Annotated in this window: 24 protein-coding genes; 14 read left to right on the top strand and 10 right to left on the bottom strand. The window is 39.3% G+C overall.

Features of this window, described 5'->3' with window-relative positions:
• The first annotated feature begins 44 nt into the window (after window positions 1-44).
• From EGS47_RS04070 to EGS47_RS04050, 4 genes are all read left to right on the top strand, one after another.
• A complete protein-coding gene (locus EGS47_RS04070) occupies window positions 45-893 on the top strand; it encodes a class II glutamine amidotransferase (RefSeq protein WP_035254157.1) in 849 nt (282 codons plus the stop codon).
• Window positions 894-1,230: 337 nt separating this feature from the next.
• The gene (locus tag EGS47_RS04065) at window positions 1,231-1,680 is read left to right on the top strand and encodes a bacteriohemerythrin (protein ID WP_005002831.1); all 450 of its coding nucleotides are present in this window, start codon (window positions 1,231-1,233) and stop codon (window positions 1,678-1,680) included.
• A gap of 162 nt (window positions 1,681-1,842) precedes the next feature.
• Window positions 1,843-2,928, top strand: a complete 1,086-nt coding sequence (locus EGS47_RS04055; protein ID WP_005002834.1) for a hypothetical protein — start codon at window positions 1,843-1,845, stop codon at window positions 2,926-2,928.
• Window positions 2,925-3,245, top strand: coding sequence for an RnfH family protein (locus tag EGS47_RS04050; RefSeq protein WP_005002835.1), 321 nt, complete (start codon window positions 2,925-2,927; stop codon window positions 3,243-3,245). Before EGS47_RS04055 ends, EGS47_RS04050 begins: the two co-directional genes overlap by 4 nt.
• 43 nt (window positions 3,246-3,288) lie before the next feature.
• Here the strand turns inward: EGS47_RS04050 and EGS47_RS04045 are convergent, their stop codons facing one another.
• Window positions 3,289-3,687: an outer membrane protein assembly factor BamE gene (locus tag EGS47_RS04045; protein ID WP_004991001.1), complete on the bottom strand. Its 399-nt coding sequence runs from the start codon at window positions 3,685-3,687 to the stop codon at window positions 3,289-3,291.
• A gap of 111 nt (window positions 3,688-3,798) precedes the next feature.
• On the opposite strand from EGS47_RS04045, the gene fur reads away from it, so the two are divergent.
• Window positions 3,799-4,239 (top strand): ferric iron uptake transcriptional regulator, encoded by a 441-nt coding sequence (fur, locus tag EGS47_RS04040; RefSeq protein WP_004990998.1) that lies wholly within the window; start codon window positions 3,799-3,801, stop codon window positions 4,237-4,239.
• Window positions 4,240-4,312: 73 nt separating this feature from the next.
• Here fur and EGS47_RS04035 read toward each other — a convergent pair whose 3' ends face one another.
• Window positions 4,313-5,431, bottom strand: a complete 1,119-nt coding sequence (locus EGS47_RS04035; protein WP_004990996.1) for a PilT/PilU family type 4a pilus ATPase — start codon at window positions 5,429-5,431, stop codon at window positions 4,313-4,315.
• Window positions 5,432-5,457: 26 nt separating this feature from the next.
• Window positions 5,458-6,495 (bottom strand): type IV pilus twitching motility protein PilT, encoded by a 1,038-nt coding sequence (locus tag EGS47_RS04030; RefSeq protein WP_005002838.1) that lies wholly within the window; start codon window positions 6,493-6,495, stop codon window positions 5,458-5,460.
• A 123-nt stretch (window positions 6,496-6,618) separates the two neighbouring features.
• Here EGS47_RS04030 and EGS47_RS04025 point away from each other — a divergent pair, with 123 nt between their 5' ends.
• Both EGS47_RS04025 and EGS47_RS04020 read left to right on the top strand, forming a co-directional pair.
• Window positions 6,619-7,305: a YggS family pyridoxal phosphate-dependent enzyme gene (locus EGS47_RS04025; RefSeq protein ID WP_005002840.1), complete on the top strand. Its 687-nt coding sequence runs from the start codon at window positions 6,619-6,621 to the stop codon at window positions 7,303-7,305.
• Window positions 7,306-7,455: 150 nt separating this feature from the next.
• Window positions 7,456-8,301, top strand: a complete 846-nt coding sequence (locus EGS47_RS04020) for an undecaprenyl-diphosphate phosphatase (protein WP_005002845.1) — start codon at window positions 7,456-7,458, stop codon at window positions 8,299-8,301.
• Window positions 8,302-8,402: 101 nt separating this feature from the next.
• Here EGS47_RS04020 and EGS47_RS04015 read toward each other — a convergent pair whose 3' ends face one another.
• The 4 genes from EGS47_RS04015 to EGS47_RS04000 all read right to left on the bottom strand — a co-directional run bounded on the left by EGS47_RS04015 (window position 8,403) and on the right by EGS47_RS04000 (window position 14,974).
• Window positions 8,403-9,194, bottom strand: a complete 792-nt coding sequence (locus tag EGS47_RS04015) for a transglutaminase-like domain-containing protein (RefSeq protein ID WP_005002847.1) — start codon at window positions 9,192-9,194, stop codon at window positions 8,403-8,405.
• A gap of 183 nt (window positions 9,195-9,377) precedes the next feature.
• Window positions 9,378-12,974, bottom strand: coding sequence for an AAA family ATPase (locus EGS47_RS04010; protein WP_005002849.1), 3,597 nt, complete (start codon window positions 12,972-12,974; stop codon window positions 9,378-9,380).
• A gap of 9 nt (window positions 12,975-12,983) precedes the next feature.
• Entirely contained in the window at window positions 12,984-14,249 is a 1,266-nt protein-coding gene (locus EGS47_RS04005; RefSeq protein WP_171064984.1) for an exonuclease SbcCD subunit D, read from the bottom strand.
• Window positions 14,250-14,398: 149 nt separating this feature from the next.
• A complete protein-coding gene (locus EGS47_RS04000) occupies window positions 14,399-14,974 on the bottom strand; it encodes a hypothetical protein (protein WP_005002854.1) in 576 nt (191 codons plus the stop codon).
• Between the two features lie 357 nt (window positions 14,975-15,331).
• Between EGS47_RS04000 and EGS47_RS03990 the strand changes: the two genes are divergently transcribed.
• Window positions 15,332-15,784: an ABZJ_00895 family protein gene (locus tag EGS47_RS03990; RefSeq protein WP_162897679.1), complete on the top strand. Its 453-nt coding sequence runs from the start codon at window positions 15,332-15,334 to the stop codon at window positions 15,782-15,784.
• A 25-nt stretch (window positions 15,785-15,809) separates the two neighbouring features.
• Here EGS47_RS03990 and thiO read toward each other — a convergent pair whose 3' ends face one another.
• Entirely contained in the window at window positions 15,810-16,931 is a 1,122-nt protein-coding gene (thiO, locus tag EGS47_RS03985; protein ID WP_005002860.1) for a glycine oxidase ThiO, read from the bottom strand.
• Between the two features lie 59 nt (window positions 16,932-16,990).
• Entirely contained in the window at window positions 16,991-18,004 is a 1,014-nt protein-coding gene (gene hemB / locus EGS47_RS03980; protein WP_004990964.1) for a porphobilinogen synthase, read from the bottom strand.
• Between the two features lie 108 nt (window positions 18,005-18,112).
• Here hemB and EGS47_RS03975 point away from each other — a divergent pair, with 108 nt between their 5' ends.
• The 3 genes from EGS47_RS03975 (at window position 18,113) to EGS47_RS03965 (ending at window position 21,588) form a co-directional block, all read left to right on the top strand.
• A complete protein-coding gene (locus tag EGS47_RS03975; protein ID WP_005002861.1) occupies window positions 18,113-18,610 on the top strand; it encodes a thioesterase family protein in 498 nt (165 codons plus the stop codon).
• A gap of 275 nt (window positions 18,611-18,885) precedes the next feature.
• The gene (locus EGS47_RS03970; RefSeq protein WP_005002862.1) at window positions 18,886-20,040 is read left to right on the top strand and encodes an HlyD family efflux transporter periplasmic adaptor subunit; all 1,155 of its coding nucleotides are present in this window, start codon (window positions 18,886-18,888) and stop codon (window positions 20,038-20,040) included.
• A 3-nt stretch (window positions 20,041-20,043) separates the two neighbouring features.
• Window positions 20,044-21,588 (top strand): DHA2 family efflux MFS transporter permease subunit, encoded by a 1,545-nt coding sequence (locus tag EGS47_RS03965; protein ID WP_005002864.1) that lies wholly within the window; start codon window positions 20,044-20,046, stop codon window positions 21,586-21,588.
• A gap of 81 nt (window positions 21,589-21,669) precedes the next feature.
• Here EGS47_RS03965 and EGS47_RS03960 read toward each other — a convergent pair whose 3' ends face one another.
• The gene (locus EGS47_RS03960; protein ID WP_005002867.1) at window positions 21,670-23,085 is read right to left on the bottom strand and encodes a PLP-dependent aminotransferase family protein; all 1,416 of its coding nucleotides are present in this window, start codon (window positions 23,083-23,085) and stop codon (window positions 21,670-21,672) included.
• Window positions 23,086-23,325: 240 nt separating this feature from the next.
• Here EGS47_RS03960 and EGS47_RS03955 point away from each other — a divergent pair, with 240 nt between their 5' ends.
• The 3 genes from EGS47_RS03955 to EGS47_RS18350 all read left to right on the top strand — a co-directional run bounded on the left by EGS47_RS03955 (window position 23,326) and on the right by EGS47_RS18350 (window position 24,534).
• Entirely contained in the window at window positions 23,326-24,147 is an 822-nt protein-coding gene (locus EGS47_RS03955) for a hypothetical protein (protein WP_005002869.1), read from the top strand.
• Window positions 24,148-24,179: 32 nt separating this feature from the next.
• The gene (locus EGS47_RS18355; RefSeq protein WP_005002873.1) at window positions 24,180-24,335 is read left to right on the top strand and encodes a hypothetical protein; all 156 of its coding nucleotides are present in this window, start codon (window positions 24,180-24,182) and stop codon (window positions 24,333-24,335) included.
• 88 nt (window positions 24,336-24,423) lie between these two features.
• On the top strand, window positions 24,424-24,534 hold the full coding sequence (locus tag EGS47_RS18350) for a hypothetical protein (RefSeq protein ID WP_004990935.1): 111 nt from the start codon (window positions 24,424-24,426) through the stop codon (window positions 24,532-24,534).
• The last annotated feature ends 143 nt before the right edge of the window (window positions 24,535-24,677 follow it).

Raw genomic sequence — 24,677 nt, 5'->3', positions numbered from 1 at the left:
TGATGCACAATACAGCTAAGCCTCTTGCTTTGATTTGACATGCTATGTGCCAACTACTTGGAATGAATTGTGCCACTCCGACCGATATTACCTTTTCTTTTAAAGGTTTTTCGCAACGCGCGGGGATTACCTCTGATCATTCCGATGGTTTCGGGATTGCATTTTTTGAAGATAAAGCTTGCCGTTTATTTGTCGATAATCAATCTGCGGTTGAATCGCCCATTGCAGAACTGGTGCGTAACTATCCAATCAAATCACGTAATGTCATCGCCCATATTCGTAAAGCAACACAAGGCAAGATTACCCTAGAAAACTCGCATCCGTTTATCCGTGAACTGTGGGGCAGACAGTGGATTTTTGCACATAATGGAGATTTACATCATTTTGATCCACCGTTAACAGGGCGTTTTACGCCCATTGGCAATACGGATAGTGAGCGCGCATTTTGCTATTTGCTAGACCAGTTGGTTGAGCATTTTGGTTATACCGAACCGAGTGTGCTACAAGTCTTTGCTGTTCTTGAACAAATTTCACCCAAAGTTGCTGAGTTTGGAACCTTCAATTATTGCTTGTCCAATGGTCAGGCATTGTTTAGCTATGCGACAACCAAGTTACATTGGTTGGTGCGAGAATACCCTTTTAAAGCCGCACGGCTGATTGATCTGGATGTGGAAGTGGATTTCAGTCAAGTCACTACCTCCCATGATCGTGTTGCCGTGATTACGACTGAGCCGCTTACTCAAAATGAACAGTGGACGTCTTATCAAGCTGGAGAAATGATTTTATTTCAGGATGGAAAACCACTAAAACATGCTCAAACACATGTTGAACGTTTAGAGCGTGAACTAAAAAATCCTGAACTTAAACGAATCACTCGTGCAGACCAATATTAGATTTCATTTAAATTTAAGCTTTGATGATTATCTTAAAAAATAATGTAACCATATATTTAAAATAATTTGCTATTTTTGTTTATAAAGACAAATTTTATGTATATTCTGCATTTTTTTATTTATTTTTCTTTTTTTGTTAATAATAAACCTAGAAATTGGTTAAAAAATATCTTACTTTTTTGCTTTGTTTTTAGGCTGAAATTTTATGCAAATCAGACAATTAAACCTATTTTTTGATGCTTATTATAATCCCGACCAATTTGCTTTATTTTCATTTAAAAAAATAACAGATATTATATTGATATCTAATAAATGTTTTAGACAGCAGAGGTGTGATATGAGATGGCTTTCTGAATATAATACTGGCATTGAAGTCATTGATGATCAGCATCAACGTATTCTTGAATATATTAATGAGCTTGAAGAAGTCAGAAAAACACATGACAGAGCTCATGTCAAAGATGTGCTATTAAACTTGATTGATTATACTCAATCGCATTTTGCCTTTGAAGAAAGTTTACAGGAAGAGGCAAATTATAAATATCGAGTTCCTCATAAACGTGTGCATGATTTATTTATTAAAAAAATTGAGCACTATCGTGAACGTTTTGAAATGGGGCATGATGTTGAGGAAGAACTTTATGAAGTGCTATCAAAATGGTTGATTAATCATATCCAACATGATGATGCTGATTATGTTGGTGCAGTGAAAGAAAACATGATGGGTATTATTAAGGAAAAAGAACAGAAAAAAGGCAAGGGGTGGTTTGCACGTTTCTTTTCATAAATAAAAGTCACGAATCGGCAAGCTTCAATAAAAGAAAATAACAACAAGACTCAGCGCTGCAAATCATCTAGAAATAGATGGTTTGCATTTTTTATTTGCAAACTTTGATTTTCATACTCGACAAAGGCAAAATATCTCCAGACTTCATATTAGGAATGAATGATGCAGGATTCAGCTTTCGCGCGGTGGTTATCACCACTTATGGCGTTTTGCTTTACTTTTATTATGATTGCAGCATTAGCATCGGCTGTGGGGATTCAGATCGACCGTCAACTGGATTTCTGGTTGCTTTGGTTAGGGACTATGGTAATTTTGGCACTTCCTCTTTGCTATCTGGAAATTGCACTGGCGAAGCGCTCAAAAACAACCGCCTTGAATGCATTATCCAGTTTAACCCGTGATGCGGATGCTTCACAAAAATGGCGAATTGTGGGGTGGCTCGCCGTTGTATTTATTCCATTTTTGGCAGGCGCAATTTTAGCCCATTTGGGAATGTCTGCATCTGTGGCTGTGGGACTTGGTTTTAGTTCGCAGATTCTATTTGTTGGTTTAGCGATTATTGCATTTGCTTTGTCGTTTATTCCACGCCAGATTTTACTGATTCTGATGGTCTTAGGGGTTGTCATTTCATTGATCAGCTCACTATTTTTGGCGCAGCCAACCACTAGCTGGCACTGGACACCCATTGAGTTTAAAGAATGGGGTAGTGCCACAGTTTTGGCATTGGTGGCGACAGGTTTAGGCATGGGGCTGTACTGGCAAAATAGCTTGATTCAGATTCAAAATACATCAGAAGCGAGTAAAACTGCTTTTCCGATCTGGATCGCTCAGTTTGTTGCCGTGATTGCTTTCGGGTTTTACTCAGCACAACAAAATTTTTCTGATACAACACTGGCTATTGCAGGCGTTATTGCAGCCGCTTTGTTATTTCAACTGGCCCGAGAGCAACTACAACAGCGTCAGTTATCAGTGTTGATGCAATGGGTGATCTTGCTGATTGCCATATTGATCTGGCTGATCCCTAATATGCAGTTTGAGTTTAATATCTTGCTTATGCTGTGGGGATTATTGATTTGTCTGATTTATTCAATCTTTGCAGGTTGGATTATGAAAATTAGCCATTTGCGCAAATCGATGAACTTTAGTAATGAGCTTTTTTATAATCTATGGCGGATCGCAATCCGCATTGTTCTACCTTTATCGATTATTCTGGCAATGCTGGCGATCATTGGGCCATTGTTCTCATGAGCCATGCTCAGGTCTGGGTGGCGTATGCGGCGGTCAATCAGCAGTTTTTAATTGCTGTCCCATTTACTCAGGGGATGACTGCAATTCAAGCGATTGAACTCAGTCAGATTAGGCAACAAATTGAGATTGCAGAACCTCTAAAATTGGGTATTTTTGGTGTCAAAATTACGTTGGATACGCCGTTAAAAGCTGGTGACCGTGTGGAGATTTATCGACCTCTGATGATTCATCCTCAAGATATTCGGCGTAATCGTGCTCAGAAAAATCCAGTGGGACGTTTTCAGCGTGGTAATCGTTTTAAACAATCTGACTCATAGAAAGAACCCCTCAAGCGAGGGGTATCTTTTTATTGAAAAATCATTATAGTGGTGGGGCTGTTAGGATGGCTTCCTTAGAAGCTGGTAAACCAGGCTGTGTTTCTGGAATAGTATCCAAGCCTTCGATACTTTTGACGATCCCTGATTCGTCAAAGTAAATTTTTAAATGCTGACCATGTGCAGCAGGAATTTTTGCTTTTTTAGCATAAGTACCTGGAATATAGTTGTAGATATAGTCCCAGCGTAATGGATTTAGAGGATCTGTAACGGTTGGACTACCGAGCAAAAAGCGAACTTGTTGAAAATTCATACCCACTTGAACTTTTGATGCTTGGGCTTTAGTTAATGGAGTTCCCTGAGGGATGTCAACTTTGTAGACACCTAAAGTTGAACAACCAGCAAGCAGTGAAGTGACGAATAACGCCAACATAAGTTTTTGCATTTTGCTACACTATCCCAATAAATTATGATGCATTTGACTTAGGGATAGATCATACTGCATCTAACTACGATTGCCTATTCCAACTTTAAATTTGTTGAGAGACCTTTTTTTATGCCGATTTCCAATCAAGATTTACGTAAAGCTGGACTCAAAGTCACCCTGCCACGAATTAAGATTTTGGAATTATTAGAAAATTCAAAACAGCACCATTTGAGCGCAGAAGATATTTATAAGACTTTGCTTGAGCAAGGTGAAGATGTCGGTTTAGCTACAGTTTACCGTGTATTAACACAATTTGAAGCCGCAGGTATTATTCAGCGCCATCATTTTGAAAACAATCATTCTGTTTTTGAGATTATGCAAGAAGATCACCATGATCATCTAGTATGTTTAAATTGCGGTAAAGTCGTTGAATTTACAAATGAAATCATTGAACATGAGCAACATACCGTTGCTGAAAAGCATGGTTTTACCTTAACAGGCCATTCTTTAAATTTATATGGTTATTGTGATGCACCTGAATGTCAGGAAGCCTATCGTAAAAAGCAATAAAATCACATAAATACAACAAATTAAAAAAGGAAGCTTGCGCTTCCTTTTTTATTTCAGCGTGAGCTCAATCGCTTTACTGACCATCGAAAGTAATATTACGGCTGGCATTTAAGAGTTGTTCTGCACCTTCCTCTGAAAGTTTGATGCTGAGGCGTAGATCGTTTGGTGAGTCAGCATGTTTTAAGGCATCTTTATAGGTAATTTGACCTGCTTTATATAAATCAAATAAAGCCTGATCAAAGGTTTGCATGCCGAGTTCACGTGAACGTTTCATTAAATCTTTGATTTCATGAATTTCACCTTTACGAATATAGTCAGCAAGTAATGGTGTATTGATCAGAATTTCAATCGCAGCACGACGTGAATTGCCATCTGGTGTTGGGATCAATTGCTGTGCCACCATCGCTTTTAGATTGAGCGAGAGATCCATATAGAGCTGATTATGGCGATCACTTTCAAAGAAATGAATAATACGATCCAACGCTTGGTTGGCGTTGTTGGCGTGTAATGTCGCTAAGACTAGATGTCCTGTTTCAGCAAAGGCAATGGCATAGTCCATGACCTCACGTGAACGAATCTCACCAATCAAGATCACATCAGGGGCTTGTCGTAGTGTGTTTTTCAGGGCCACATCGAAAGAGTCTGTATCAATACCGACCTCACGTTGGGTCACAATACAACCTGCGTGTTCATGAATGAACTCGATTGGATCTTCAACCGTGATGATATGACCTTTGGAGTTCTGATTTCGATAACCAATCATGGATGCCAATGAAGTGGATTTACCCGTACCGGTTGCCCCAACAAAGATAATAATGCCACGTTTGGTCATGGCCAGATCTTTAAGAATGGGCGGTAAGCGTAATTCATCCATTGTAGGAATAATCGTTTCGATACGACGTAATACCATGCCTGGCATATCACGCTGCTGAAATGCACTGACACGAAAACGTGCGGTTTTTTCCCGATTTACAATCGCAAAGTTACACTCTCTGCTCTCGTCAAATTCCTTGCGTTGCTTATCAGACATAATGGACTGAATCAGTTGTCCAACGACCTCAGCATTCAGCTTAGTCTTAGACACTGGGACAATCTGACCATTAATTTTCATCGAAGGTTCCACACCTGCGGTGACAAACAGGTCTGATGCTTGTTGTTCAATCATCAGATTGAGAAGATCATTAAAATCCATGTCTTATCATCCTTTATTTTTATGGTTTATAGGAAGGATTCTGGCGATTTGGCAGCTGTTCGCGCAGTTTGTGGACTGATCACGCCTTTTGAAACCAATGTTTTGAGGCTTTGATCTAGCGTGGTCATGCCATAGTTAGCACCTGTCTGAATAGCAGAGTACATTTGCGCGACTTTATTTTCACGGATTAAGTTACGGATCGCAGGTATCCCGATCATGATCTCATGCGCTGCGACACGGCCACCGCCATTTTTCTTCAATAATGTTTGAGAAATAACGGCTTGTAAAGATTCAGATAACATGGCGCGAACCATATCTTTTTCTTCAGCAGGGAATACGTCAATTACACGGTCAATGGTTTTTGCAGCAGATGTGGTATGCAATGTACCAAATACCAAGTGACCTGTTTCTGCGGCGGTCAAAGCCAAACGAATGGTTTCAAGGTCACGCATCTCACCGACAAGGATGATATCAGGGTCTTCACGTAGTGCTGAACGTAGTGCTTCATTAAAGCCATGAGTATCACGATGTACTTCACGTTGGTTAATCAGGCACTTTTTGGATTGATGTACAAATTCGATCGGATCTTCTACGGTTAAAATATGGTCATAGCGATTGTCATTGATATAATCTAGCATGGCGGCAAGCGTGGTTGATTTACCCGAACCCGTTGGCCCTGTAACCAGTACAATACCACGTGGATAATCACAGATATCCTTAAAGATTTGTCCTAAACCCAAATCATCCATGGTGAGTACTTTAGACGGAATCGTACGGAACACTGCACCTGCACCACGATTTTGGTTAAAGGCATTGATACGAAAACGCGCAATGTTTGGAACTTCAAAGGAAAAGTCAGTTTCTAGCTGTTCTTCAAAGTCACGACGTTGTTTGTCATTCATAATGTCATAAACAAGACGGTGAACTTCTTTGTGTTCCAGTGCTGGTAAATTAATACGACGAACCTCACCATCGACACGAATCATCGGTGGCATTCCTGCTGAAAGATGTAAATCTGATGCACCGTTTTTAACCGAAAAGGCGAGTAATTCTGTGATATCCATGATTTCCCCTAATATAATGAGTAAGTATCGTTATTTTGTAGAATAATAAGCGTTTCCGAATCGCTTACCAACACTTCAAAGTAAGGTTAAGCAAAAAAAATAACTGAAATGAGAACCCTGTCAATGAATCAGTTTCAACAAGCACGAAATCAGGTCCTGAATCAAATCAAAAATGCCTGTGATTGTGCTCGGCGTGACCCTGCTACGGTACGTTTATTGGCGGTATCTAAAACTCATCCAAGTCAGTCGTTGCGTGAAATGTATCAGTTAGGCCAGCAGTGTTTCGGAGAAAATTATTTACAGGAAGCGCTGGATAAAATTGAAGAATTAAAAGATCTCGATATTGAATGGCATTTTATTGGACATGTACAGCGTAATAAAACTAAGCAACTGGCGGAAAAGTTTGATTGGGTACATGGCGTAGATCGTTTAATCATTGCTGAGCGTTTATCCAGCCAGCGTTTAGATACGCAGCCACCATTAAATTTATGCATTCAAGTCAATATTGATGCGCAAGACTCAAAAGATGGTTGCCAACCAGATGAAGTGTCTGAACTGGTCGCACAAATTAGTCAATTGCCTCATATTCGTCTACGCGGAATTATGGTGATTCCTGCGCCAGATCATTCTCAGGCTTTCATCGATGCCAAAGAATTATTTGAACAGGTAAAGCCTCAACATGCGCAGCCACAGGACTGGGATACTTTAAGTATGGGAATGTCTGGTGATCTGGATGCTGCAATTGCAGCAGGAGCGACCATCGTCCGTATTGGTACGGCTCTTTTTGGAGCACGGGATTATTCAAAATAAAATTTAAAAATGAAGTAAGACAACTTTTAAAGGAATAAATTCATTTATTCGGATGATAAGCGTGGTGTTTGTTTAATTCGATTGAGCTTTTTAATCTAGTTTTAATGGCTCGAACGTATATAAGCATCACGGGCTTTTACGAGAATATAAATGAACCTTTTCCATGTATTTATTTTGGCAGTGATTCAGGGCTTAGCTGAACTTTTGCCTGTTTCCAGTTCTGCACATGTGATTTTGGCAGAAAAAATCATGGGTTTTGACCCTTCTGCACCACAGATGACTTTTTTATTGGTGATGCTACATACAGGAACAATGTTTGCCGTAATCGTGTATTTTTGGCGGTCATGGAAAAAAACTTATTTCTCAAACCGGGATGATTTCAAACAGCGTTTCTTCTATGTTTTAATCGCAACCGCAATTACGGGTGTGTTAGGGCTGTTATTGCAAGCTTTAATTAAACATGTATTTTTTGGCGGAGCCAGTAATTTTGAGATTGAACATTTATTTAGTAACTCCAAATTGATGGCAGCAGCTTTAGCTGCGGCAGGGGTTTTAATTATTCTATCTTCACGTTTTGATCGTGGACAACAAGGTGATATCGGTTTATCCAGTGCTATTGTGATTGGGGCAGTGCAAGCTTTATGTTTACCTTTTAGAGGTTTTTCTCGCTCAGGTGCAACGATTTCCACAGCGTTATTTTTAGGCATATCTCGTCAAAAAGCCGAAGAGTTTAGTTTTGCCTTGGCTGTGGTATTAACGCCTGCTGTGATCGCAAAAGAATTATTGCGTTTGGTTCATGCGCAACAGGCAACTGTGGGAGCTTCCCATTTGGCATTAGGAAGTTTGTTATTACCAAGCTTGTTTGGCATGGTCTTTAGCTTTCTAACAGGTTTACTGGCGCTTAAATGGCTCTCTGCATGGCTAGAGCATGGTCGCTGGTATTTATTTGGGATTTATTGTCTGGTGTTTTCAGGTGTGGTTTTAAGCTCGGCTTAAATATTGGAGATCAATACAAGATGAGGGGAATATTTTTCCCTCACTTGAAAAATTAAAAAAACCTTAGACAACTAACCGATATATCATGAACGTAATTCAGATTATGCTCCAACACGCTCAATCAAGGGACTCATAGAAATGAGTTCAATTTCTCCATAAACCGTTGCAAATGGAACATCTTTGGCATCGAGTCCAGTACCTATGCGAACAAACTGATCAATCGGCCCCATACGTGTGGCATCAAAAAGCACCCACTGATTTTCAAGATAAACCTCAAAAATTGCATGGAAATCAGGCTGAGCTTCATAAAAAGGCATATAACCAAATACAAATCGTGCAGGAATATTCAGCGCACGGCAAATCGCAATGCCTAGATGAGCAAAATCACGACATACCCCAGCGCGATTAACTAAAATATCACGTGCTGTGGTCGTGCTGTCTGATGAACCTGATTGGTATAGAATATTATTATAAATCCAATCACAAATTGCTTGTACACGTGTATAGCCTTTTGGCAAATCAGCAAAAGTATTGTTTACCATTATACCGATCAAATCGGACTCACAAAAACGGCTTGGCGCAAGATAAAATAATGTATCCGAAGGTAAATCTTGAATTTCACATTCTTTTAAAGTCGTGTCACGTTCAGGAATATAAGTTTGAACTTCTGCATTATATTGAACCATTAAATCGCCTTGTGGCGCGTACACACGAATAAGTCGATTTAAAGCATTATCACGATGATATTGTTCAAAGGTCAAATCGGGCTTTAGCTGAAATGATTCATCGACGATCGTCTGCCAGGGATGTTCTGCGATCTGCAATTGAAAAATAAATTGGGTTGCATTTATGACGCGATAATGAAGCTGACAGTTTATTGATAATGTATGCATTTTTTAGCCCAAATTAAATTTTTTATCTCCGCCTAAAAACAAATATTTTCTTGCTTTGATCATTTTTGTTTTTAATCAGAATCATTTTTAAGTTACCAAATTCTTTCTCTTTCACAATGAATGATTCACAAGCAAATAGTAGGGGATATGTAAAGTTTGGACGATGCTTAGCCAATGAAAAGATCATCCCACCACTTCAATTCGACTCGAACCAGAACCGATTGGCTGAACCTGTATTTGTACAGGAATGCGTTCATGCATTTCTTGAATATGCGAGATTAAAACCACTTTACGCCCCTGACTTTGTAATTGATCAAGCGCATTCATGACCATATGCAAAGAAGATGCATCCAGTGTGCCAAAGCCTTCATCAATAAATAAAGATTCGATTTTCATTGAACCAGAAGCCATATTGGCAATCGCCAAAGAAATTGCAAGTGCAGTCAGAAATGATTCACCGCCAGAGAGCGACGCGACGGAACGGATTTCACCATCCATATCATGATCGATAATGGCAAGACTGAGTGAGTTCTCCAGACGTTTTAAGGTATAGCGCTGTGACAGCATGGCGAGTTGTTGATTGGCATATTCCAGTAAAATATCCAGATTATATTGCTGTGCCAAATCACGAAATTCTTTACCTTTGGCATCGCCAATTAGACTAGAAATCTTACTCCAGCGATGTTCTTGTTGTTGGATCAGTTGAATCTGATCGGCATATTGTTGCTGCTTGGCTAGATTCTGCTGATGTAACTCTAATTTAACTTTATATTGATCACGTTGCTCACCGGTGCTTTGTAACTGACTCAGAGTATCCTGAAGCTGTGTTTTAAGCTGTTCGAGAGCTATTTCGGGTTGCGATTGCAGATGTTCTGCAAGTTGTTCCTGTATCGTTTTCAGTGCTGAATGTGCTTCATTGAGTTGACGTTCAGCCTGCTGCAAGACCATACGAAGTTGCTGTTCTTCCGAGGTTGAAATGGCTAGCAATTCTGCAAATTGTTGTTGTTTAAATGCGGTATGAAGATTTAACCATTGTTCAATTTGACCCTGACATTGCATTAAATCTTTTTGATTTTGCTCCAAATGTGCATTGAGGCGATCTAATTCACTTTTTTGCTGATCAAAAGTCAGTCGTAATTGCTCAAAGCCCTGTTTGAGTTGTTGATAATTTTTTTGTAAATCGTGACGTTGCTGCTCATGTTGTGTGAGCCATTCATTGGCTTTTACAGCGGTCTTACCTGTCATCTGTTCAACGAGATGAGTCGCATTTTCACTATTTTGTAGACCTTGTTGTCTTACATGTTCTAGTTGCTGCTTTAGCTCAGCCAACTGTTTGTTGTTATACCCAATCTCAGCAATCAATTGTTTAAGTTGTTGCTGTAGTTGATCAGACTGTTGTTGCAATTCTTCACTTGTTTTAAGCTGTTGGACACGCTCCTGCAAGCGATGCAGGATTTTTTCGGCAAGCGTTAAGCTATGCTTTAACCAGTGTTGCTGCTCCTGATCGGTTAAACATTGCACAATATGCTGAACTTGTTGTTGTAATTGTTGAATGGTTTGGAGTTGATATTGGGTATTCTGGATTCTCTGTTGCAAGGTCTGCTGTTGTTTTTGTGCCTGTTTTAATTGCTGAAGGTCTTGTTCAATCTTTTGTTTGTTGATTAAATTTTTTTCAATAACCAATTGCAATTGGGCTGTTAATTCACGAGGCGCTTCCGTTAAATTTAAAGATATATCGAGTTGTTGATTTGCTTGCACTAATACGTGTTGTTGTTCGTTAAATTTTTCCTGATTACGAACACAACTACTATTTAATTCCTTAAACCGTGCCTGTATTTGGTTGAGTTGTTGCTGAGTGGTTTGCCATTCATTGAAATGCTGTTGTTCATTTTGGCTAGCTTGTTGTTCTTGTTGTTGATGTAATTCATATAAGGCTTTAGAGACCAAACTTTCATCATCACGATAAGGATGCTCAATGCTTCCACAGACAATACAAGCTTCGCCTTGTTTTAATGCTGCACGCAAATGTTCGATATTTTCGCTATGCAATAAACGTTGCTGTTGTAACATCTGTTGCAGTTGTTCACGTTCAGTTTTCGCATGTTGATAACGTTGTTGTGTCGCTTCAGTGTGTGTTTCAAGCTTTTTCTGGGTTTGACTGGTGTTTTCTAATTCTGCTTGAAGCTGAACAAGTTCTTGTTTGAGCTGAATAAATAATTGGAGTTTATGTTGAACACTTTCAAGTTGATTCAATCGTTCTAACTGCTGGTCTTTGAGTAATTGCTGCTGTTGCAGTTGATCTTCAATTTGCTGAACATCGCCAAAGCGTTCAATTAAATCCTTAACGGTCTTTTCATCAAGCTGCAATTGTTGCTGAGCTGCTGCAATATCGCCAATGCTATGTTCAATTTTTTGATAATGTTGAATAAATTGACTAAGTTGCTGAATATGAGTCTTTAAACCTTGATCAAGCGGCATAAACTGTTTGCTTTGATCCAATTGAAGCGCCGTTTGGTGCAGTCGATCATTAAGCTGTTGCTGTTGTTGTTCAAATTGCTGTTGTTTACTAAATAAAGGCTGTTGCGTATGTTTAAGTTGCTTTAAACGACTTTGGATTTCTTTATATTTTTCTGCAATCGAGTCGCGTTCCAACACATATTTACGCACCTGATTTAATTCAGTTTGGTACTTTTGCTCAAAACTTTGAAACTGTTGCAGTGCATTTTCAGCCTGATGATAGCGCGCTTGTTCCTGTTCATATTGCACAGTCAAGTTTGAAAAATGTTGTTGCTGCTTTGAAATTTGTGGCTCAAGTTGCTGCTGATGTTTGAGTAACTGCTGTTGTTGAAACACATGTGGTCGTATTTCAGAAAAAATGCTCAACTGTTTTAAACGCTGACGGTCTGCTTCTAAATCCTGATTTACTTTGATGTGTTGATCATAGTGTTGTTGTTTGAGCGTGACGTCATGTTCAAGTTTTTGTCGGCGTTCAAACCATTGTTGCACTTGTTCCAGTTTTGCTTTTTCTGTTTCAAGTTTCTGCTGCTGCTGTTTCGCGCTGTCAAACTGAGTGCATAGTTCAGCGCATTCTTCATCGGAAAGTAATTCAATATGACCTAAAACATTTTCCAGTTGTTTGCGCTGTTGAGTAATTTCTTTGGTTTTTTCAAATGCGAGCTGACCAATCTTGGCAAAAATACTGGAATTAGTCAGATATTCGAGCAGTTCACCGCGTTCATTATCGCGTGCCTTTAAGAAAGCCGTCACTTCAGATTGTGCCAAAAGTACTGCACGAGTGAATTGTTCAAAACTAAGTTGGGTAATTTGTTGGATATGAACTTCAACCGCTTTAGTTTTGTCTGCAATCACGACGCCATCGGTGAGACATTTTAAGGTGCGTTGTACACTTTGTAATTTACCCGTGGCATTTTCGCGGGCGCGTTTAATCTCCCAACGGGCTAAATAATGCTTTTGATCCTGTGCGACAAAACAGAGTTCAGCAAAGCCATGTGCTGTCCCACGTCGTAGTACCGTAAGCGGGGAGTTGGTTAAAAGTTCTGAACCATCCACATCTAAAAGCTTGCCATCACTGTCTTTGAGCCGAGGAATTTTATTAAACAAAGCCAAACACATTGCATCTAAAATCGTGGATTTGCCTGCACCTGTTTTACCAACAATGGCAATCAAACCCGCATTGGCAAGTGGCTCACTTTCAAAATCAATAAAATGTTCGCCTGCCAATGATGCTAGATTTTTGAGTCGGATGGATAAAATTTTCACGTGAATCCTTTAACTCTTGTGTTGATCTTCAAGTTGCTGCTGGGCTTGAGCGACTAAACTCATAAAGTCTTTTTTAACTTCATCATCTGCGTGATATCCCTTTTTTTCCCAAATTTGTTGAAATAATTTTTCAGGTGTTGGCGGTTCAAGATGAATCTGTTGTTGCTGCTCGGCACTATTTTCGGTGGATAAATATTGGCGCGAAATCCGAACCAGACGATAGCGATCTGGCGGAAGGGCATTCTCAAACTGTTGTCTTAAATTTGGCTGAGGTGGCGTGAGGGTATGATATTCAATATCGATATATTCACGTTGGTCAATGCTTTCAATGACTTCACTGGGTAGTGATTTTAACTGTTGCATGACTTCAGTCAGTTCACCACGAATTTTATGCAATTGAACGCTACGCGGAATTTCCAAAGCCTCAAACTGAAAATATGGATCATCTTTTTGCTCTGGATGGATAGTAACTTCAACCACTTGATGTTTATAATTAATTTCACTAAAGGAAAGCGGAATAGGTGAGCCACTATAACGAATATGTGTTTGTCCAACTTTTTGCGGTTTGTGTAAATGTCCCAGCGCCACATAATCAATGCCATCTTCAAACAAAGTGGTAGATAACGCTTCTTCATTGCCAATGATAATCGGGCGTTCTGAATCCGAAGTTTCACCACCTTGCATATGGGCATGTGACATCAAAATAATCGCTTGATCGTGCGTTTTACGTCGTTTGGCTTCAGCAATCAGTTGCTCGTGCAAATAGGCAATGGCATTTTGGCTGTTGGTTGTTTGATCATTGAAACCCGTAATTTCAGCAGAACGTAAAAAGGGTAAGGCGATACACCATGCTACGATCTGCTTTTGCTCATCGTAAATGGGCAAAATTAAACGATCCAAATTTAAAGTTTTGTCTTCATTCCAACGAATTACACCCACGGTTTTGGCATTATATTTTTCTAAAAGTGGCTCGACTTGCTCAATCCGATAGCCTGAATCATGATTGCCTGCAATCATTAAAGTTTGCATATGCGGTGCAAGTTGATGTGCATCGGCAAGAAATTGATAAAGTTGTTTTTGTGCCTGCGAACTAGGATTGATCACATCGAAAATATCACCAGCAATCAGTAAGGCATGTGGTTGTTTTTGTTTGATTTGCTCAAGTAACCATGTCAGAAATTGTTCATGCTCGTAATGGCGGGAATGGTTATAAAAAAATTGTCCCAAATGCCAGTCGGAAGTATGAAAAAAGCGCACGGTCATCAGTGATGATATTCCTATTTTTGATTAGAGGATAAGGTAACATAAATCGAACTGCAATTCAGAACGCATCAAAAATCAATCGCATCATGATATTTTTAGACTAAGTTTGATGAAAGAGTGAAAAAAGACAATTCATCCATAATGATGTCAAATTCGATAGTTTAGCTTTCATTCACTTGATTTAAAGCTTGATGTAATTGATCCAAAAAATATTGTTGTTTCGGATTATTTTTAAAATATCTTTGATAATTAACACTGCAACTTTCAATATCTGCAATATTTTCTTTATTAAATGACCAATCATCTGTATTTTTTACAGTAATTCCTAAGCTATCGTTACATGACTGCCAAAGTTGATTAAATCTATTTTTTTGCCTGTTAGGCAATCGTTTAAAATCGGCATAAACGGTATAGCCATGCATTTCAGAGTTAAAAAACTTATTGATTGAGGTAATAGGAACACCTCCCCAAAGTATGGTTTGGTCATGTGGGAATTCAATCGCAGTCAGCTTTGTCTCAGACATTAGCCGATCTTGTTTTCCCTGTTTAAAAGGTTGTTCCTGATAAACTAACTTTGTCCCTATTGGAACAGCAATGTTTTTTACAATTTGGGCTTGAGTTGTAATAAAAAAGGGATAGTTTGGAGATGAGTTACCACCCGTAGGATTCATATTTCCTACGCAAGCGGTGAGTAAAGGTAAAAATACAACTGATAAAAATTTAATTTTTATAGACACTTAAAGATCCTTTTAATCATCACTATATTGAGTTTGGTTGTTATAAAATAGAGCTCAATAATTGGGATAGGGTAAGCATAAAACAAAAGCTTAAAAAATAAAGACCGACGATTCGAGTGATGATAAATCGTCGGTCAAAAACTTTAAAATATGTCTGGCTGCTAACAAAACATACTCTAAAGGAGATGTCATAATGAAAGGTCACCGAAAATTTGCGGATGCCGTGCAAATACTATTCGGTTGCTGCTGACCTTGTACTCTATATAACGAAGCTCCAACCAAAAAGGTTGACAACAAAATGCAAAAAACTTGAAAAAAACTTAAAATAATTTTTTAAATGTTTAATTTGTGATGAAAATGACCAACTTACGCCGTTACTACTTATGGTTTTTTCTTATATGTTTCATAATGACGCTGATCATGGGCGTGATTGCGGCGCTATTACCTCAAGGTGTCGGTGGAATTGTAACGGCTGTGCCTTATTTGGTGGCGGTTATCGCCGTACTTTTTCGATTTTTAAAACAGGAAAAACGCGCACCAAGCCAACAGGAGCGTAAAAAACTAACTTTGGGGTTTTCCCTTATTTTCTGGGGCTATAATTTATTGGGTGTCTTAGTGGGGCTAACTATATTTTCGATACGTGATCCAGAAGTTTTTCAAAATTTTTTACTTTATTTACAACAACCGCAATTTATCAGCATCATTTTAATCATGTTTTTGGTGCTGGCGATTCCTTTGTATCTGATTACCTATTGGTTTTATGGCAAACAAGCCCAGCGTATGGCAGCCAAAATGTTTGAATCTAAATAAATCTTGAAGCTTGCCTTTTTGTCGTTTAGCCCATGACCAACTGTTCTGTCTTTAGGCGTTCAGGAGAATATGGTGCTGGGTCGGTTAATGTGGGTTGCTTCAGCATTAACTGAGCTAACAACTGTGCAGAAGCAGGCCCCATACATAAACCATTACGGAAATGACCAACATTCATCCATAGATTGTCTAGATCAGGAACAGCACCAATATAGGGAACACCTGTTGGAGAACTTGGTCGTAGTCCCGCCCATTGTTTGACGATGGGAAATTGAGCCAGTTCAGGCACCATTTCCAGACAGGCATCGATAATATTCTGTTGAGTTTTAGCATCGGGCGTCGTGTCAAAACCACAATTCGCCATACTAGAACCGCAAACAATATGACCATCCTGACGTGGAATCAGATACATGACCTTATTCATACACATGGTGGGAAGCCATTGAGCTGGAGTTTTAAACAGCACCATTTGCCCTTGTACGGGCTGTACAGGAATTTTTAGCTCAAGCTGTTGTTGCCAATGTTGACTCCATGCCCCTGTTGCAATAACAAATTGATCCGCTTGTATTTTGTTGCCATGCTGATCTATCGCAGACAGCACTTGTTGGTTTTGAATCTGAAATTTGAAGATTTGAGTCTGTTCAAAAAACTGCACCAGAGGATGTTGCTTTAAATAGCAGATGATAGACTGTAAAAGTCGTGGATTACGCACGTTGGATAATTGCGAAAAATAAATCGCGTGTTGAAATTTTGGATTAATCCACGGATTCACTTGTTCTAACGCGTCATATTCTAGATAGTCAGCCTGTTGCATGGGGTCTTGATAATGCGCTGCATAATTCAGACCAATATCAAAATCATCTTCATCAAAAATCAGCATACCTGTGTCATGGATTTCAAAATCAATACCTGTCATCGGTAGTAATTTTTCATTCCATGTTTGATACATGCTTTTGCCATATTGCGCCAGTGTATTAACGGCTTGAGGATAACGCCACGGATACATCGGCGAGAGGATGCCACCACCCGCCCATGAAGCTGCCTGACCTGATTGTTGCTGATCAAAAATAGAAATCTGACAACCTTGTTCAACCAGTTCCAGTGCGGTGAGTAACCCACTAATTCCTGCACCAATAATGGCAATATGCATGATAACGTTAAACCATTTTAAAAATTCCCCTCTTTATCAAAGAGGGGTTAGGGGAGATTTTATTTCATCTCTTTCAATTTAAGTGCTGCTTCTTCGGCAAAATATGTCCAGATTCCATCTGCACCTGCACGACGACAACACAGTAAAGATTCTAAAATTACGCTATCAGATAACCAGCCATTTTGAATGGCACCTGCCAACATGGCATATTCGCCACTGACCTGATACAAAAAGGTTGGGACGCCAAAGGTATCTTTTACTTCACGAACAATATCCAGATACGGCATACCCGGTTTGACAATCACCATATCTGCGCCTTCTTGCAAATCCAGTGCAATTTCATGCAAAGCTTCTGCACGGTTACCAATATCCATCTGGTAGTTGTATTTATTGCCGCCTTTTAAATTGCTGGCAGAACCGACCGCATCACGAAAAGGCCCGTAAAAACTAGAGGCATATTTGGCTGAATAAGCCATGATGTTGGTATAAATAAAGCCATTTTGTTCAAAGGCCTGACGAATCGCAGCAATGCGACCATCCATCATGTCACTTGGCGCCACGACGTCTGCGCCCGCAGCCGCATGACTCAAAGCTTGTTTGACGAGACATTCTACGGTTTCATCATTGAGTACATAACCCGTGTCATCGATAATGCCATCCTGACCATGTGTGGTATATGGATCTAAAGCACCATCGGTGATAAGCACCATTTCAGGTAATTCTTTTTTGAGTAATCGACATGTTTCCTGTACCAGACCGTCTTCGCGCCATGCTGCTTCGGCGGTCAAACTTTTGTCCTCTTGTGGTGTGACAGGAAATAAGGCAAGCTTGGATACGCCTAATTCTAAAAGGCGTTCTGCTTTTTTGACGAGTAAATCTGCCGATAAACGCTGAATATTTGGCATACTCGGAATATCTTGACGTTGATTTTGTCCTGGAAGTACAAATACTGGATAAATGAGATGATGCGGCGTCAGTTGAGTTTCGCTGACCATCGCCCGCAGTTGATCATTTTTACGGATTCGACGCATGCGAGTCGCTGGAAATGCAGGACGATTGAACGTATAAGTCATAACAATCTCAAGCCTCAGTATTAACTTGTGGCGTATTGTAGACCCATAATAGGGCATTTGTACAAGCAGAATTGGCTTTAATTTAGATTTGTGAAGATTAGGGAACGTATGACTGAAGCGAAAAAAACATGGACTGGACATATTCAATTAGGCTCAAAAATCGATATTAGCGTGATTCTGAATCAGTTATGTCAGGCATTTAATAGTTCTCCTTTTTTTAAACATAATGCGATGACCATGCGCGTTGTAAATGATGAGATAGAAGCGCATATCGAAATGTTGCCAAATTTAATCGGGAATGTTGCTTTTCAAATTTTACATGGCGGTGTTGCTGCGACAATGTTGGATAGCATCGGCGGAATTGTGGCGATGGGAGAGTTGTATAAACAAACTGAAGCTGAACATATGGCGGAAACCATCAAGAAAGTTTCACGCTTGGCAACGGTTGATATGCGGGTGGATTATCTAGCCCCTGGACGTGGAGAATACTTTATTGCTAAAGCTGAAGTCCTGCGATTGGGGCGTAAAGGTTGTACCATGCGAATGACGATGAAAAATAATGAAGACAAAATAATTGCAGTTGGAACAGCATCTTATGCCTATTAAGTAAGTTGATCGATTAGGACAGAGGAGCATCTTTAGAGATGCTTTTTTTATGCGATTTCTTTTGGAAATGCAGTAAAACTCAGCTTAAGCAAAAATGAACTGGTAAGTTATGTTTTTATTATCAGCCTATGATTTTTTTGGTTATTCTTGCTTCATTTGAAAATTAACATTGTCAAAACTATTCTCATTTAAGATTAAGTTCAGATTCAGAACTTAGACTGGTCGATCGAACTGGAAAATTGTGAAATTTCAACCTACAGAATTAGGAATATCCGATGACAAATGCTCAAGATGATGTGCAGGCAACAGAGCAGACAGCATCAACTTCTGATGACGCAATGAAGTCTAAACGCAAAAAACTACTCGGTTATTTTGCCTTGATTGTGATTATTGCCGCCATTTTATATGCGATTTGGGCTGTATTTTTTAATCATTCGATCAGCACCGACAATGCCTATGTGGGGGCTGAAAATGCTCAAATCACCTCTATGGTGAGCGGTCAGGTTGCCAAAGTCTTGGTCACTGACACAGCACAAGTCAAACAAGGTGATATTCTGGTTGAAATTGACAATCGAGATGCAACGATTGCTTTGGCGCAGGCAAAGGCTGAATTGGCAAAAGCAAAACGTCAATATCAACAAAGTTCAGCCAATAGTAGTTCATTAAGTTCACAAGTTATCGTGCGTGACGATGAAATCAATAGTGCCAAAGCACAGGTTGCCAAAGCACAGACGGATGTAGACAAAGCCAAACAGGATTATGATCGCCGTGCATCACTGGCAGCGACAGGCGCGATTTCCAAAGAAGAACTGACTTCTGCACAAAGCGCATTGCATACAGCACAAGCCAATTTAAATGTGGCTCAGGCTGGACTATCTCAGGCTGAATCTAATCGTAAAGCGGCCATGAGTAACTTGGCTGCCAATGATGCCTTAATTAAAGGTACCGATGAAGACACGCTTCCAGATGTATTGGTCGCTCAGGCGAAAGTTGAACAAGCACAGCTTGATCTGGATCGTACCGTGATTCGCGCGCCAGTTGATGGTGTAGTCGCACGTCGTAATATTCAGGTTGGTCAGCGTGTCGCTCCCGGTACAGTGATGATGAGTGTTGTTCCGATTTCTCAACTGTATGTCGATGCTAACTTTAAAGAAAGTCAGTTGGCTAAAGTCCGTGTGGGACAAACAGCAACCCTGACTTCAGATTTGTATGGTGATGATGTTGAATATCATGGCAAGGTGATCGGCTTCTCTGGCGGAACGGGCGCTGCTTTTGCCTTAATCCCTGCACAAAATGCGACAGGTAACTGGATTAAAGTGGTTCAGCGTTTACCTGTACGGATTGCACTTGATCCTAAAGAGTTGGCAGATCATCCATTACGAGTGGGTCTGTCAATGGAAGCCAAAGTCGATCTTTCTTCGAAGAAGTAATCTATGAGTGCTCAAAATCAGGCGGCATCACGGACACCTTTTGCCGAGTTAAGTGGTGGTCGCTTGCTGCTTGCAGCATTTGTCATCGCGTTATCTAATTTTATGGTGGTACTCGATACCACTATTGCCAATGTTTCTGTACCGCATATTACAGGAAATCTGGCAGTTTCTTCTTCGCAAGGCACATGGGTGGTGACCTCCTATGCAGTTGCCGAAGCGATTTGTGTTCCATTGACAGGCTGGCTGGCAAGCCGTTTTGGTACAGTTCGTGTCTTTGTGATGGGGCTGATTGGTTTTACTGTATTCTCATTTTTATGTGGACTCTCGACCAGCCTTGAAATGTTGGTGTTGTGTCGGATCGGGCAGGGTTTGTCTGGTGGGCCATTGATGCCGCTCAGTCAAACTTTGCTGATGCGTATTTTCCCACAGGAAAAACATTCTCAAGCGATGGGACTTTGGGCAATGACCACCGTATTAGGTCCGATTCTAGGTCCGATTTTAGGTGGTTTAATCAGTGATAATTTGTCTTGGCACTGGATTTTCTTTATCAATATTCCTGTTGGGATTATTTGTGTGATGGCAGCCATCCGACTGCTATCTGTGGCAGAAACAGATACCGTTCGCTTAAGAATCGATAGTGTTGGCTTATTTCTATTAGTACTGTGGATTGGTGCATTACAGCTCATGCTAGATTTGGGGCATGAACGTGACTGGTTTAATAATACCAGTATTGTCATGCTTGCGTTGACGGCCATTATTGGTTTCATTGTTTTTCTGATCTGGGAAATGACCGATAAACAGCCTGTGGTCAATCTCTGGATCTTTCGGCATCGAGGTTTTACGGTGTCGGTTCTGGCGCTGTCCTTTGGTTTTGGCGCGTTTTTTGGCAGTATTGTCCTGATTCCCCAATGGTTGCAAATGAACCTCGGTTATACCGCAACTTGGGCAGGCTATTTGACGGCAACCATGGGTTTTGGTAGCTTAACCATGTCGCCTATAGTTGCTAAATTAGCAACAAAACATGATCCACGCGCTTTGGCCAGTTTTGGTCTGTTACTGCTGGGTGTTGTGACCTTTATGCGAGCCTTCTGGATTACCGATTCAGACTTTATGACTTTGGCTTGGCCGCAGATATTGCAAGGCTTTGCTGTGCCATTTTTCTTTATTCCTCTGTCCAATATTGCACTTGCTTCGGTTCTCCCACAAGAAATCGCATCCGCTGCGGGATTGATGAACTTCCTAAGAACTATGGCAGGGGCAATTGGCGCGTCTATTGCGGTCACCATTTGGGATGACCATGCCAAAGTTGCCCGTAGTGAAATGGTCTCGAGCTTACATGTTGAAGAAACCCAAAACACGCTGATTCAGAGTGGTTTTAGTCCAGACAGTACATTGGGCATTATTTCTAGTCTAGTGGATAAAGAAGCGATTACCATGTCGGCAAATCATGTGTTTTTGTTATTTGCTATGGCTTTCATTTTTGCAGGATTCATCATCTGGTTAAGTCCAAAACCACAGCGCAGTTTACAAGGGCCTGCACCTCATTAAGTAAAAATAGGGAACTTGAGTTCCCTATTTTTACTCGGCTGAATAAATTCTGACTCTGGTCAGTTTCAACTATTTAAAAGATCAAGATTGGATTTGAATATTTAAAATAGAGTCAATAAGCGTATCTAATCCAGTTTGTATGGATGCATTCCATTCAAATGAGCAATTTAAACGAATAGCATGTTGGTTATTTTCTAAAACATTAAAAAGAGCGCTAGGAGCAACGCCAATCTGTTGGGTGATGAGCTGATGGTAAAGCTCCAGACTATTAAGATATAAGGGAAGCTTGATCCAAATAAAGTAACCGCCCGAAAAACTATAAATTTCGCAGCATTGTCCCAAATGTTGTTTTAAATATTGAGTAAAGCGTTTTTTGTTCTTTTCCAGACGTTGACGTAATTGACGTAAATGCTTTTCATAATGATGACTCGATACAAATTCAACCAAAGCATTTTGAATCAAGGTATTGGCTGAAATGGTGCTCATCAGTTGCAAATGCTGAATTTGCTCTGAATATTTTCCTGCATAGACCCAACCTACACGAAAACCAGCACCTAAAGTTTTTGAAAAAGACGAACAATGCAAAACTAGATTATTACTGTCAAAATATTTCATGGGAAGCGGCTTATTTAAACCAGAATAAAGTTCCTCATAGACATCATCTTCAATTAAATGGATGTGATATTGATGTAAAAGTTTGGCAATTTTATATTTGAGATCATCACTCACAGTAAATCCAATCGGATTCTGGGCATTTAACATAAACCAGCATACTTTAATTGGATAATGTTGAATGATTTGTTCAAAGGCTTGCAGGTCAAAACCATGTGTCGGATGTTCTGGCAGCGTAATCACTTTTAAGCCTAAGCGTTCTGCGGCTTGCCATGCCCCATAAAAGGTGGTCTGTTGTAATAATATATAGTCACCTGGCTGAGTCAGCGCCTGTAATGATAAATTCAAGGCATCCAGACCCCCCGACGTAATCACAATATCATCTGCATCGGTGGCTATTCCTTGCATGGCATAACGCTGGGCAATCATTTTGCGCAAGGCCAGATTTCCTGGTGGAAGATTACTGGTTTGATCATAACTATTTCGATCTCGTGCCATCTGACTTAAGGTTTGCAGCAGCTTTGCTGGCGTCAGCAGATGATGATCTGGAAAAGCAGAACCAAATGGCACAATATCTTTGGATTGAATCGATTTTAAATACTTAAAGACAAGAGAGTTGATCTCTATTTTAGGATTTAGTGAAACGAGGGTTGTTGCTTGAGGAGTTTGGTTTTTTGACTGTTCAGCAACAAAATAACCCGATTTTTCTTTTGAATAAATTAAGCCTTGTGCCTCAAGATTCTGATAGGCATTCATCACGGTCATCAAACTAAACCCAGAAATTTCAGCTTGTTCACGTAAAGAGGGCAATTTGCTTTGCGCAGGCCATGTCCCATTTTCAATCAATTGTTTTAAATGCTGCGCCAACTGTTCAGATTTATACATTGCAATGAAAAACACAATCGAAAGAAAGATATAACACTTTAGCGTAGATTTAATCGAAAATGGACTAAAATGGATGTAAAAATATAACAGATTAAGAGAAACTGCTTCATCTGTTATATTTTTTATAGCTCAATCTGTATCTTACAATCCACCTATTTTCCAAAGACAATAGATTAAAACTCAAGCAGATATACATTTTTAGATTTGATTTACTGTTGAGATGAAATAAAGAGGTGTGATGTGTTCAAAACTGAAGAATTAAATCAACTGTTGAAGATTTTTCCTGAACAGGCACCTTCTCAGAATGTACAACAACAGATTTTAAATCAATATGTTAATCTCGAAGCAACCATCCTACGTGCCAAAGTATTAAGAAGTATGGCGCCTGTAGATTTGACTTATATGATCCAGTCTGCGATTAAACAGGATGATATGAATGTGGCTTATGTTTTTTCGCCCTTCATCTTGGCGAATTTAAATAAAAAAACTATTTATTCAACGCCTTTTACTCCCATGATTCGCGATCTGCTGTCACCATTTTATCAAGTTCATCATCACACTCAAATTCATATTGATCGGACATTGGAGTCCTTAAATCTGTATCTGGATATTTTTGAATATGATGATGATTTAGATTTTGTATTTTTAAAATTGATTCAGGCAATATGTCGTTCAGATACTTCAAAAATATTTATTTTGACGTACTTAAAAACTGATTTAGAAATCTTAAATCAAATGAGTCATTTTTTAAAAGTCAAAATATATGTCATTAAACAACAGGCTGGAGATGTAGCCTTTAGATCGAATCAAATCGATCAGAAAAAATTACTGTTTAAAAGAAAAGATGATTTGCACCAAAAGCTTTGCCATGAATTTTCTGAAATAAATGTACCATTAATCATGTTGACGCATGGTTTTAGCCCAAAACAGGCACATCATTTGATAGAAGATATGTTTTATTCGGAACATATTTTTGAAAAAATTTCAGTCTATGCCGAATATATTCAAACGCAAATTCAAAATGTAAATATGCTGAAGCGTTTAGAAAGTTCTTCGATTTAATTTATTTTTTAAATATTGAGGAGTCTGGTCTTATGTCAAAGGATCAATCAAAATTTCCATTTGTGGTCGTAGGAATTAGCATTTTTTTAGGTTGTATGTTCTTAGCATTATTTTATTTTGCTGTGAGCCATGAACCTGAATATATGCCATCCCAGCAACAAAAGCAGGTAGTGGTTGAACATCAGTAATTTTTTATTAAGTATATGAATTTTAATATTTTATTTTAATTTATTGTTGTGGGTTTAAGTCAGGTCGATCATCATTGAGGTTAATGATATGCAATTTTTAAAGCAAAAAAATAAGGCAAGTTTTGTCTTCTTTATCATTACGTTATATGCCTTTTTAGGTTTTGCTATTGGTTATGTCATTTGGGAATATCTGTTATAAATTTCAAGATAGTACTATTATTTATTTGGTATAAATTATATCGCGATGAATTGATTCATTGAAATTTTAACATTTAAATTTTTTTAATCAAAACGTTTTTAATAATGCTAACAGGCTGGTTGAGATTGAAGCCTGTTAGCATT

The organism is Acinetobacter sp. FDAARGOS_515 (assembly GCF_003938865.1).
In the GTDB taxonomy this organism is placed as follows: domain Bacteria; phylum Pseudomonadota; class Gammaproteobacteria; order Pseudomonadales; family Moraxellaceae; genus Acinetobacter; species Acinetobacter ursingii.
This window is presented reverse-complemented; position numbering and strand designations above follow the sequence as displayed.

Coding starts and splice junctions, on each gene's coding strand:
- EGS47_RS04070 (WP_035254157.1), top strand. CDS start 45: ATGTGCCAACTACTTGGAATGAATTGTGCCACTCCGACCGATATTACC.
- EGS47_RS04065 (WP_005002831.1), top strand. CDS start 1,231: ATGAGATGGCTTTCTGAATATAATACTGGCATTGAAGTCATTGATGAT.
- EGS47_RS04055 (WP_005002834.1), top strand. CDS start 1,843: ATGCAGGATTCAGCTTTCGCGCGGTGGTTATCACCACTTATGGCGTTT.
- EGS47_RS04050 (WP_005002835.1), top strand. CDS start 2,925: ATGAGCCATGCTCAGGTCTGGGTGGCGTATGCGGCGGTCAATCAGCAG.
- EGS47_RS04045 (WP_004991001.1), bottom strand. CDS start 3,687: ATGCAAAAACTTATGTTGGCGTTATTCGTCACTTCACTGCTTGCTGGT.
- fur (WP_004990998.1), top strand. CDS start 3,799: ATGCCGATTTCCAATCAAGATTTACGTAAAGCTGGACTCAAAGTCACC.
- EGS47_RS04035 (WP_004990996.1), bottom strand. CDS start 5,431: ATGGATTTTAATGATCTTCTCAATCTGATGATTGAACAACAAGCATCA.
- EGS47_RS04030 (WP_005002838.1), bottom strand. CDS start 6,495: ATGGATATCACAGAATTACTCGCCTTTTCGGTTAAAAACGGTGCATCA.
- EGS47_RS04025 (WP_005002840.1), top strand. CDS start 6,619: ATGAATCAGTTTCAACAAGCACGAAATCAGGTCCTGAATCAAATCAAA.
- EGS47_RS04020 (WP_005002845.1), top strand. CDS start 7,456: ATGAACCTTTTCCATGTATTTATTTTGGCAGTGATTCAGGGCTTAGCT.
- EGS47_RS04015 (WP_005002847.1), bottom strand. CDS start 9,194: ATGCATACATTATCAATAAACTGTCAGCTTCATTATCGCGTCATAAAT.
- EGS47_RS03990 (WP_162897679.1), top strand. CDS start 15,332: ATGACCAACTTACGCCGTTACTACTTATGGTTTTTTCTTATATGTTTC.
- thiO (WP_005002860.1), bottom strand. CDS start 16,931: ATGCATATTGCCATTATTGGTGCAGGAATTAGTGGGTTACTCACCGCA.
- hemB (WP_004990964.1), bottom strand. CDS start 18,004: ATGACTTATACGTTCAATCGTCCTGCATTTCCAGCGACTCGCATGCGT.
- EGS47_RS03975 (WP_005002861.1), top strand. CDS start 18,113: ATGACTGAAGCGAAAAAAACATGGACTGGACATATTCAATTAGGCTCA.
- EGS47_RS03970 (WP_005002862.1), top strand. CDS start 18,886: ATGACAAATGCTCAAGATGATGTGCAGGCAACAGAGCAGACAGCATCA.
- EGS47_RS03965 (WP_005002864.1), top strand. CDS start 20,044: ATGAGTGCTCAAAATCAGGCGGCATCACGGACACCTTTTGCCGAGTTA.
- EGS47_RS03960 (WP_005002867.1), bottom strand. CDS start 23,085: ATGTATAAATCTGAACAGTTGGCGCAGCATTTAAAACAATTGATTGAA.
- EGS47_RS18355 (WP_005002873.1), top strand. CDS start 24,180: ATGTCAAAGGATCAATCAAAATTTCCATTTGTGGTCGTAGGAATTAGC.
- EGS47_RS18350 (WP_004990935.1), top strand. CDS start 24,424: ATGCAATTTTTAAAGCAAAAAAATAAGGCAAGTTTTGTCTTCTTTATC.